Source organism: Pseudomonas sp. SDO5532_S415, assembly GCF_054071155.1.
The window spans coordinates 19812-27971 of the sequence record NZ_JBSVWS010000066.1; the positions used below are offsets into that span (position 1 = coordinate 19812).

General features: G+C 59.2%; 9 protein-coding genes. 4 read left to right on the plus strand and 5 right to left on the minus strand.

The window, feature by feature from the left end:
* Nucleotides 1-56 precede the first annotated feature (56 nt).
* Nucleotides 57-2204, plus strand: a complete 2148-nt coding sequence (locus tag ACW9HW_RS16090) for a TonB-dependent receptor (protein WP_457400755.1) — start codon at nucleotides 57-59, stop codon at nucleotides 2202-2204.
* Nucleotides 2205-2311: 107 nt separating this feature from the next.
* On the opposite strand, the gene ACW9HW_RS16095 is transcribed toward ACW9HW_RS16090, so the two are convergent.
* The 3 genes from ACW9HW_RS16095 to ACW9HW_RS16105 all read right to left on the minus strand — a co-directional run bounded on the left by ACW9HW_RS16095 (nucleotide 2312) and on the right by ACW9HW_RS16105 (nucleotide 4099).
* Nucleotides 2312-3328, minus strand: coding sequence for an ABC transporter substrate-binding protein (locus tag ACW9HW_RS16095; RefSeq protein ID WP_457400756.1), 1017 nt, complete (start codon nucleotides 3326-3328; stop codon nucleotides 2312-2314).
* 118 nt (nucleotides 3329-3446) lie between these two features.
* On the minus strand, nucleotides 3447-3650 hold the full coding sequence (locus ACW9HW_RS16100; protein WP_095196021.1) for a hypothetical protein: 204 nt from the start codon (nucleotides 3648-3650) through the stop codon (nucleotides 3447-3449).
* On the minus strand, nucleotides 3650-4099 hold the full coding sequence (locus ACW9HW_RS16105) for a hypothetical protein (protein ID WP_170948710.1): 450 nt from the start codon (nucleotides 4097-4099) through the stop codon (nucleotides 3650-3652). Before ACW9HW_RS16105 ends, ACW9HW_RS16100 begins: the two co-directional genes overlap by 1 nt.
* Before the next feature lie 433 nt (nucleotides 4100-4532).
* Here ACW9HW_RS16105 and ACW9HW_RS16110 point away from each other — a divergent pair, with 433 nt between their 5' ends.
* The 3 genes from ACW9HW_RS16110 to ACW9HW_RS16120 all read left to right on the plus strand — a co-directional run bounded on the left by ACW9HW_RS16110 (nucleotide 4533) and on the right by ACW9HW_RS16120 (nucleotide 5535).
* The gene (locus ACW9HW_RS16110; RefSeq protein WP_095196019.1) at nucleotides 4533-4769 is read left to right on the plus strand and encodes a hypothetical protein; all 237 of its coding nucleotides are present in this window, start codon (nucleotides 4533-4535) and stop codon (nucleotides 4767-4769) included.
* A 162-nt stretch (nucleotides 4770-4931) separates the two neighbouring features.
* A complete protein-coding gene (locus ACW9HW_RS16115; RefSeq protein WP_095196018.1) occupies nucleotides 4932-5162 on the plus strand; it encodes a hypothetical protein in 231 nt (76 codons plus the stop codon).
* A gap of 133 nt (nucleotides 5163-5295) precedes the next feature.
* Complete coding sequence (locus ACW9HW_RS16120; RefSeq protein WP_095196017.1) at nucleotides 5296-5535, plus strand: DUF2789 domain-containing protein; 240 nt, start codon at nucleotides 5296-5298, stop codon at nucleotides 5533-5535.
* Between the two features lie 9 nt (nucleotides 5536-5544).
* Here the strand turns inward: ACW9HW_RS16120 and ACW9HW_RS16125 are convergent, their stop codons facing one another.
* Nucleotides 5545-5748, minus strand: coding sequence for a hypothetical protein (locus ACW9HW_RS16125; RefSeq protein ID WP_095196016.1), 204 nt, complete (start codon nucleotides 5746-5748; stop codon nucleotides 5545-5547).
* A gap of 638 nt (nucleotides 5749-6386) precedes the next feature.
* Nucleotides 6387-8033 carry a methyl-accepting chemotaxis protein gene (locus tag ACW9HW_RS16130; RefSeq protein WP_457400758.1) on the minus strand — a complete coding sequence of 549 codons (1647 nt, stop codon included), beginning with the start codon at nucleotides 8031-8033 and terminating at the stop codon, nucleotides 6387-6389.
* Between the last annotated feature and the right edge of the window lie 127 nt (nucleotides 8034-8160).

Consider the following 8160-nt stretch of genomic DNA (forward strand, 5'->3'; position numbering starts at 1 on the left):
CAACGCGAGGCGTTTGCGTGTGCGCTGCTTGCTAACCGAGCATTCAGGATTCATCGATGACACGTTTTTCTTTCGTTACCAGCCCTTTGCTGGCGAGCCTGTTCGGCTGCCTGTCCGTTAATGCCTGGGCGCAATCCACAGTCGATCTCGCCCCCATCACCATTGATGGCGATCAAAACGCCGCGTCCGGCCTCAACATCGACCAGTCCAGTGGCATGGCCTCGCGCCTGGGTTTGAGCGTGCGGGAAACCCCGGCCTCGGTGGCCATCGCCAACCGCAACGACATCGAGCGCCACGGCGCACAGAACTTCCAGGACGCCGCCAACACCCTGCCCGGCGTGAATGCCAGCGCACCGCCGGGCTTCGGCGGCTTCGTCTCGTACCGGGGCTTCACCAGCAGCCAAATCACCCAGATGTTCAACGGCGTCAATGTGTCCGGCGGTCTCGCCCGGCCGGTGGATGCGTGGATTTATGACCGGGTGGAACTGGTTGGCGGTCCATCGTCGCTGATCAATGGGGCCGGCTCCGTGGGCGGCTCGCTGAATTACGTGACCAAACTGGCGACCCGTGAAGAGCAGGCGTTGGAAGGCCGGGTCAGCTACGGCACCTACGACACCACAGAAACCGCCTTCGGCCTGAATCACGCACTCAGCGAGGCCGGCGCGGACGTGCAGCATTACGCCCGCCTCGACGTCAGCCACAACACCGGCAACGGCTACATCGACCGCCAGGAGCGCGATGCCTGGAGCGTGGCGTTCTCGCTGCTCAGCGACCTGACGCCGAACCTGTCCCACACCCTGGCCCTGGAATACCAGGACGAGCACGAAGACAGTCCCTACTGGGGCACTCCCGTGCTCAACCCCAAGGCCGGTGAGCTGAAAATCGACAAACACAACCACTTCAACAACTACAACGTCGAGGACGGCCGCTACGAGCAACGGACGATCTGGGTGCGCTCGATCATCGACTACCGGATCAACGACAGCACCACCTTGCGTAACATGCTTTACCACCTCGACAGCCAGCGCGATTACCGCAATCTGGAGACCTATCAGTACAACGCCGACAACAGCGCGGTGAACCGCTCCACGGCGTATCAGGTGCGGCATCAGGGCGAGCAGAACGGCAACCAGTTCGAACTGCGTCACGACAACACGCTGCTGGGGCTGGCGACCACTTGGTCCGGTGGCTTCGAGTACAAGGTCAACCAGACCACCAACTCACCCCTGAACGTCAAAGGCGCCAGCACTGTCGATCCGGATAACTATGAGCCAGGTCACTTCTACGACATTCCCGGCACTCAACAGGGTTTCATCAGCGACAAAACCAATGAGGTCACCACCAAAGCCTTGTTTGTCGAGAATCGCCTGGCGCTCACCGACAAGCTGTCGTTGCTCACCGGCCTGCGCTACGACGACATCGACCTGGACGTGACCAACCATCGCGTCGTGACCGCGAGCAATCCACGGCACCTCAAGCGCAGCTGGGAACCGGTGACCGGGCGGGTCGGCCTGACTTACCAGATCCTGCCTTCGGCGAATGTCTACGCGCAGTACAGCACCGCCGCCGAACAGCCCAATGGCACGCAAGACTTTGACGTGTCCACGGGCAAGCAGTGGGAGATCGGCAGCAAGTTCGATTATCTGGACGGTCGCGGTGCAGCGACGGTGGCAGCCTATACGATCGAGCGCAAGGACTTCGCGGTGACCGACCCGCTGGACCCGACCTTGAGCATTCCGGTAGGTCAGCAAACCTCCAAAGGCATCGAAGTGGCCAGCTCACTGCGGGTCACCGACAAGCTGTTGGTCGAAGGCAACTTCGCCTGGGTCGATGCCCGGTACGACGAATTCACTGAGAAGAATGCGGCCGGCGTGGTGGTTTCACGCAAGGGCAACACGCCGACCAATGTGCCGGACCGGGTGGGCAATCTGTGGCTGACCTATGACTTCGCGCCGCAATGGCAAGGGGGTGTCGATGCACGCTACGTGGCGTCGGTGTTTGCCGACAGCGCCAACACCATGACCGTGCCGTCGTACACGCTGTTCGGTTCGTTTCTGAGCTACAAGGTTGATCGACACACCACCGTTACCGGCCGGGTGCGCAACCTGACCAACGAGGTGTATGCCGAGTTTGCCCATGTATCGCCGGCGTACTATTTGGGTACGCCGCGGACTTTTGAGCTGGCGGTGCAGACCAGGTTTTAAAAGCAAAAGCTTCGCGAGCAAGCCCGCTCCCACAGGTGATCTGTGAACGCCACATATCCCCTGTGGGAGCGAGCCTGCTCGCGAAGGCGGCTTCGAATTCACCCCCATCACTTCAACTCAGCAGCCACCTTGTCCGCCACATCCTTGGGCACCCAGGCCTTCCACACATCCGGATGCTTCTTCATGAACTCCTGCGCTGCCTGGCGCGGCGGGGTGTGTTTTTCGCTCATATCCGCCAAGGCCTTGTTCAAGGGATCGATGGGAAAGTCGACCTTGGCGAAGAACTCGGCAATCTGCGGATACTGCTTCTGGAAGGGTGTGGACACACCGATGGACAGTTTCGAGGGCAGCGAACGGGTGGGCTTTGGGTTCGGGTTGTCGGCGTCGGTCAGGGTTTTCCAGGCTTCGGCGTCGAATGGCGGCTCTTCCAGCTGAATCAGTTTGAAGCGGCCGAGCAACGGCGTGGGCGACCAGTAATAGAACAGCACCGGTTTGCCCCGGCGGATCGACGAACTGATCTCGGCATCCAGCGCCGCCCCCGAACCGCTGCGGAAGTTCACGTAGCTGTCATCCAGGCCGTACGCCTTGAGCTTTTGCTTGTTGACCACTTCCGAGGTCCAGCCAATGGGGCTGTTGAGGAAGCGTCCCTTGTTCGGCGCTTCCGGGTCCTTGAACACGTCCTTGTATTTGGGCAGATCGCTGACACTGCGCAGGTCCGGCGCCATCGGCTTGATGCCCTTGGCCGGGTCGCCCTTGATCACGTATTCCGGTACCCACCAGCCTTCGGTGGCGCCCTTGACCGTATCGCCGAGGCTGGCAACCTTGCCTTCGGCCTCGGCCTTGACCCACACCGGACTGCGCCCGGCCCACTCTTCGCCAATGACCTGAATGTCATTGTTGGCCAGGGCGGTTTCCAGGGTGATGGTGGTGCCTGGCAACGTGTCCGTGGGCAGGCCGTAGCCCTTCTCGACAATGATCCGCAGGATATCGGTGATCAGGCTGCCGCTTTCCCAGTTCAGATCAGCAAAATGGATCGGCGCCTGGGCGGCCAGCACCGGAACGGGTGACGCCAACAATCCGCAAGTGGCCAGGACAGCAGCCAGCAACCGTCGAATACCTTTCATGCTTTTGCACCTCGTGCTGATCACAGCAATAGCAGGATGGCCAGGCAGAAGACCGCAAAGCCTCTGAAACTTCAGTCAATTGACTGTAGTAGAGGTTCCTGTTTTCGAGGGACTCGGATTAATTTTCGGAATTTTCCTGCAAAAGCACCAGTTCTCGTCTGACCATGCTGGCGTACTCCGCCGGACGCAATGCATAGAGCTGTGAGGCCACCCAATTCAGCCAGGCTCCCTGCAGAACAGGCTTGTGCTCGAACAGCCTCAGGGCTTCGGCTTGGGCACTGGCCTGATTCTGCTGGTGGAAGTCGGCGCGGGTCAGGTTCATCACTCGCTGGCCTTGAACATCACCAGTTCGCCTTTGCGCCACTTGGCGGCCTTGGCGGTCACAGCCTTGAGCGTCTTGGTCAGGCCTTCCTGCAATTGCTGGTGGGCGGCGAACACCGTCACCACGCTGTGACCTTCCTTGAATATCACCGCCTGGCCATCGGCGGTGGTCACAAAGGCGTAGTCGCCCAGGCCGTAGACCGTCAGTTTGATTTCGCGGAACTTGATTTCCAGCTTGCCGCCTTCGCGACTCGGCAGGACCGAGGCGCTGAAATGGTCGCCGACCTTGAGTTTGAGCCCCGGCTTGTCGTCCACCACCAGCGCCGATTCGGTGTCGATTTCGGCGACGTAGATGCCTTCGGCGTTCTGTTCGGTGATGTAAACGAAACGTGACTGAAACTGTTTAACCAGCTTTGCGCGCAAATCACCCAGCACGAACAAAGCATGCATATCGAGATTACTTACTGCCAAGGAACCATCCCCACATCTGTAAATGATGCCGCACGCTTGAAATGCGCACAGCCGAAAAAAGCGGCAATGCCGAGGGTGAAGCCAGATAAACCCGGGTCGAGATCCTGAATGAGCAGAGGGCTCATCCATCCGGAGGCTTGAGCAGACTACTGGACGCCGCTCGCCTCGTCCTGCCTGGCATTCGTCAAAGGTTGAAGGAAAACGCCCTTTGTACTGCCAGAGAAATACGGACTATCAACTTCAGGGAAAAAACTCTCAAAAAAAAAGCACTTTTCCGACATATCGCCAGGCAAAAATTGCTTTAGATAATCACAGATCACCCACCAGTGAGGGTGATTCTAGAGCAGCCATGCTCGCCGAGACTACCCATAACGACGTACATACGTCGGTAAAACAACGAAAAGGACTTCCTATGTGCACGTTGACTCACTTCGATCATCCCTTGGCAGCTCCATCGACTTCCCGTTCGCAAGGGTTCCCACACGCTGAACCTCAAACCCGATACCCCGTTTTTCCGAGGTTTCAAGTGATATTGGCTGGCAATGCCTTCTTCCACATCAAAGAAATTTCCACGGGGCATGTAAGAGGTTTCCGCGCCAATCATAACGAAGCCTGCGCCCTCGCCCGCTCGCTCGAGTCACGTATTTGACACGACGCGCTTTGCTCCTTCAAAGAGACGTTTCGTCATGCCGGTGACTTAACTCAGCCGCCGGCCCGCAACTGCTGCCATACTGCCCGACCAATCAATAGCGTCCCGTCACCGCGGGGCGTCATTGAACACAACAATATATTTCCAAGGGAAGGCCGCAAAGTGACGGAATTTGATATCGGCGAGTTTTTTATCCGGGGTGAAGCCAGAGAAGTCGACGGCGAGTTCCAGGCCGTGATTGTCATGCGCGCCAAGCCACCGCTGAAAACCGTGAGCTATCACCAGGTCGAAAAAGACCGCTGGTTCAAGTCCACGGAGATCGCTGCCCTCGCCGCCCAGGAGTCCGCCAAGGAGCTCAAGGCGGCTGTCGATGCCGGCGCATTGAAAGCCTGATACCCGGTTTTGCGGTCTATGCTCACTCCTGCGTTTGAATATAGTTTTCGAACTCCTGAAGCGTGGCTCCCTCAGAAGTAATGGAGCCGTTGCTCAGACCTCGAACCCTCTTCGCCCCTGCAAGGAGATGAAAATGGAGTCACCGACCCACGACTTGAAAGGTTTGTTCGACCAGCTCGGCCTGGATTCCACCCAGACAGCCATCGACGATTTCATTGCCAGCCACTCGCCGATGCCCGATGACAAGAAACTCATCGATGCCGAGTTCTGGACCCCGCAACAGGCAGGTTTCCTGAAAGAACAACTGCGTGAAGACGCCGACTGGGCGCGGGTGGTCGACGACCTGAACTTGCGCATGCACCAGGTGCACTGACCTCTCGGTTCAATGCAGGCTGTCCGGGATTTCGGCGTTCAATTGCGCCAACCAGGCAGCCTTGCACTCCTCCGCTTCATCGCGACTGGAGAACGCCGTACCCCGGCGTTCTCCGTTCAACAACACCACCCAGCACACGCTCTGGCCCAAGGCTCGCAAACTGGCGGGCACACCGCTGCCAATCATCACCGCGACATCGACTCTGCTTTGCATGTTGCGCTTCGAACTCCGTTAGCAACCTAACTATGTAGGTAGGGTAATGAGTTCGATGACGGGGAAACAGCGACGACTTTGTAGAGATCCGTTGTCGAAGTCGTAACAATCTCGTGGTTTAACGGGGCGCCTGGATCAATGGCAAAAGCGAGGCGGCCTGGCTTTGGCAGATGTGCTCATTCCACTGTGGGAGCGAGCCTGCTCGCGAAAGGGTTGTCTCAGTCCACACTTCTGCTGCATGACACACTGCTTTCGCGAGCAGGCTCGCTCCCACAGGTCCGCGTATTTCCACAATTTTGTGCAAGTGCCGACTGCTTCTGCTATTGCTCTGGCGTCGGCTCTTGCTCTGGCTTTTGATCTTGATCTGCCCCATCGAGAGGCCGAGCGCAGGTTCTGCGCAGTGGGCAACCCGACATGGATGCCGGGTTAGCCGCCCCCGGCCATGGATGGCCGATGGCGGCGGGCCCACGAAGCAGGACCGGAGCGAGGGCATGCCGAGCATTAGCGAGGCACCGAACGAAAGGGGCGAAAGCGCTTTGGTTACTTTGGCGCTTTTCCAAAGTGACTCGCCGTAAGGGCGAAACCATTAGTCGCCGTTACCAAATCAACGGATATGTACACCAACCCAAATCCAAAACCTAGCGAACCGTCTGCGGCTTATACCCCAACCGCAACCCACCCCAATGCCGCCCCCTGACCACAATCGGCACCGACAAATCATGCATCAGTTCCCCGGTGTCCCGGGTGTAAGTCTGCAACAACACCGCCTGCTGATGACTGCCACAGCGAATCCCGGTGCGGTCGGCGAATTTCCGTTTGGTGCGGTTCTGCAATGTATCGACCTGCACATCACCGGTCAGCGGCTGGCTGAAGACCTTGTTGTGGGTTGGCACATAACCCTGCTGGGTGCAGGCAATCGCGAACACCAGGCCTTCATGACGCGGTAGCAGCGGTTCCTGGATCGCCGGCAAGACCTGATCGGTGTAGCGGTCGAAACGCGTCTGGTATTTGGCCGGGCTGGTGTCGGGGATCGCCTGGTAATTGCGGTCGAACAAATCGTCGAGGCTGACACGGCCTGCGTCGATGTCCGCTTCGAAACGCGCTGCAATCTGACTCGCGCCTTCGCGCGCCAGGTCGTAGATCCGCTGGTGATAATCGTCCAGCCCAACTTCGGCCAGCCGCTCGCTGATGGTTTCCGCCTGCCCTTCCATCTGCACCGCGGCCTCGGCCAGGCGGCGGGTTTGTTGATCGCTGATGGCCAGGTCACTGCGCATCTGTTCGATGGCGTGAAACAGGCTATCGAGTTGTTCGCGATTGGTCTCGGCGCCGCGGGCGATTTCCCCGACCTGGGTTTCAACGCTGGCCGCCAGGCGGGCGATGTTTTCCAGATGCTGACCGGTGTGCTCGACCTGCTCGACACCGGTGTCGAGATCACTGGACAGCTGGCGGATCTGCTCCACCACCTGCGCGGTGCGTTGCTGGATATCGGCCACCATCTCACCGACTTCCCCGGTCGCGGTCGCCGTGCGCGCGGCGAGTCCGCGAACCTCATCGGCCACCACCGCGAAACCGCGCCCGTGCTCCCCGGCCCGCGCCGCTTCGATCGCCGCGTTCAGGGCCAACAGGTTGGTCTGGCTGGCGATGGACTGAATGACCAGGGTCACGCGTTGGATATCGTCGCTGCGCAGGCTCAGGGCTTCGATCAGTTCACGGCTGCTATTGGCCCGTTCGCTGAGTCGGTGCATCCGCGAAATCGACTCGATCAACTCGCTTCGCCCGGCCGCGCCGCTGCGATGCGCCTCACTTGCAGCGCTCAGCGCCTCGCGACTGAGGGTCGAGGTGGCCTGTTCGGTGGCAATCATCACTTCGGCGTTGCCGACGATTTGCGCTGCTGCACCCAGTTGCGATTGCAGCTTGTCCGCCAGTTGCTTGACCGAAAAGGCCACGCCGGCGGCGGACAGCGCGTTATGACTGGTGGTGTAGGAAAGATCGCGGGTCAACGCGGCGATGGCGCCGGAGGTATCGGCAGGAACGGATTCGGGCGTTGCGCGTGAGCGCAGGCGAGGCAGCCAGATAATCAACACGGCCACTGGCAGGCCAAGGTAAAGCGACCAGCCGCCAAGTGTCATGCCACACAGCAACAGCATCAGGGCGATGCTTTGCAACGTCGGTGTCAGCCAGCGGTTTTTCGGCAAAAGTACAGGCGCAGGCACTGCCGCCACCAGAGAACCTTCTCTCGTCATCGTAGTCACCCCAAAAAAATCTTCTAATTGTTGTCTTCGCATTAAGCGCCACTAAAAAGCCATTATCCATAAGCCTTTAGTCGCGGGTATTGCAGCAGATCAATAGAAGATTTCGTGGACGACAAAAAGCACCGCGGGCAAGCCAGCTCCCACAGGGTTCACGATAATC

What these genes read in the sequence shown, in the direction of transcription:
- ACW9HW_RS16090 (WP_457400755.1), top strand. Translation starts at nt 57, where the DNA reads ATGACACGTTTTTCTTTCGTTACCAGCCCTTTGCTGGCGAGCCTGTTC.
- ACW9HW_RS16095 (WP_457400756.1), bottom strand. Translation starts at nt 3,328, where the DNA reads ATGAAAGGTATTCGACGGTTGCTGGCTGCTGTCCTGGCCACTTGCGGA.
- ACW9HW_RS16100 (WP_095196021.1), bottom strand. Translation starts at nt 3,650, where the DNA reads ATGAACCTGACCCGCGCCGACTTCCACCAGCAGAATCAGGCCAGTGCC.
- ACW9HW_RS16105 (WP_170948710.1), bottom strand. Translation starts at nt 4,099, where the DNA reads ATGCATGCTTTGTTCGTGCTGGGTGATTTGCGCGCAAAGCTGGTTAAA.
- ACW9HW_RS16110 (WP_095196019.1), top strand. Translation starts at nt 4,533, where the DNA reads ATGTGCACGTTGACTCACTTCGATCATCCCTTGGCAGCTCCATCGACT.
- ACW9HW_RS16120 (WP_095196017.1), top strand. Translation starts at nt 5,296, where the DNA reads ATGGAGTCACCGACCCACGACTTGAAAGGTTTGTTCGACCAGCTCGGC.
- ACW9HW_RS16125 (WP_095196016.1), bottom strand. Translation starts at nt 5,748, where the DNA reads ATGCAAAGCAGAGTCGATGTCGCGGTGATGATTGGCAGCGGTGTGCCC.
- ACW9HW_RS16130 (WP_457400758.1), bottom strand. Translation starts at nt 8,033, where the DNA reads ATGCGAAGACAACAATTAGAAGATTTTTTTGGGGTGACTACGATGACG.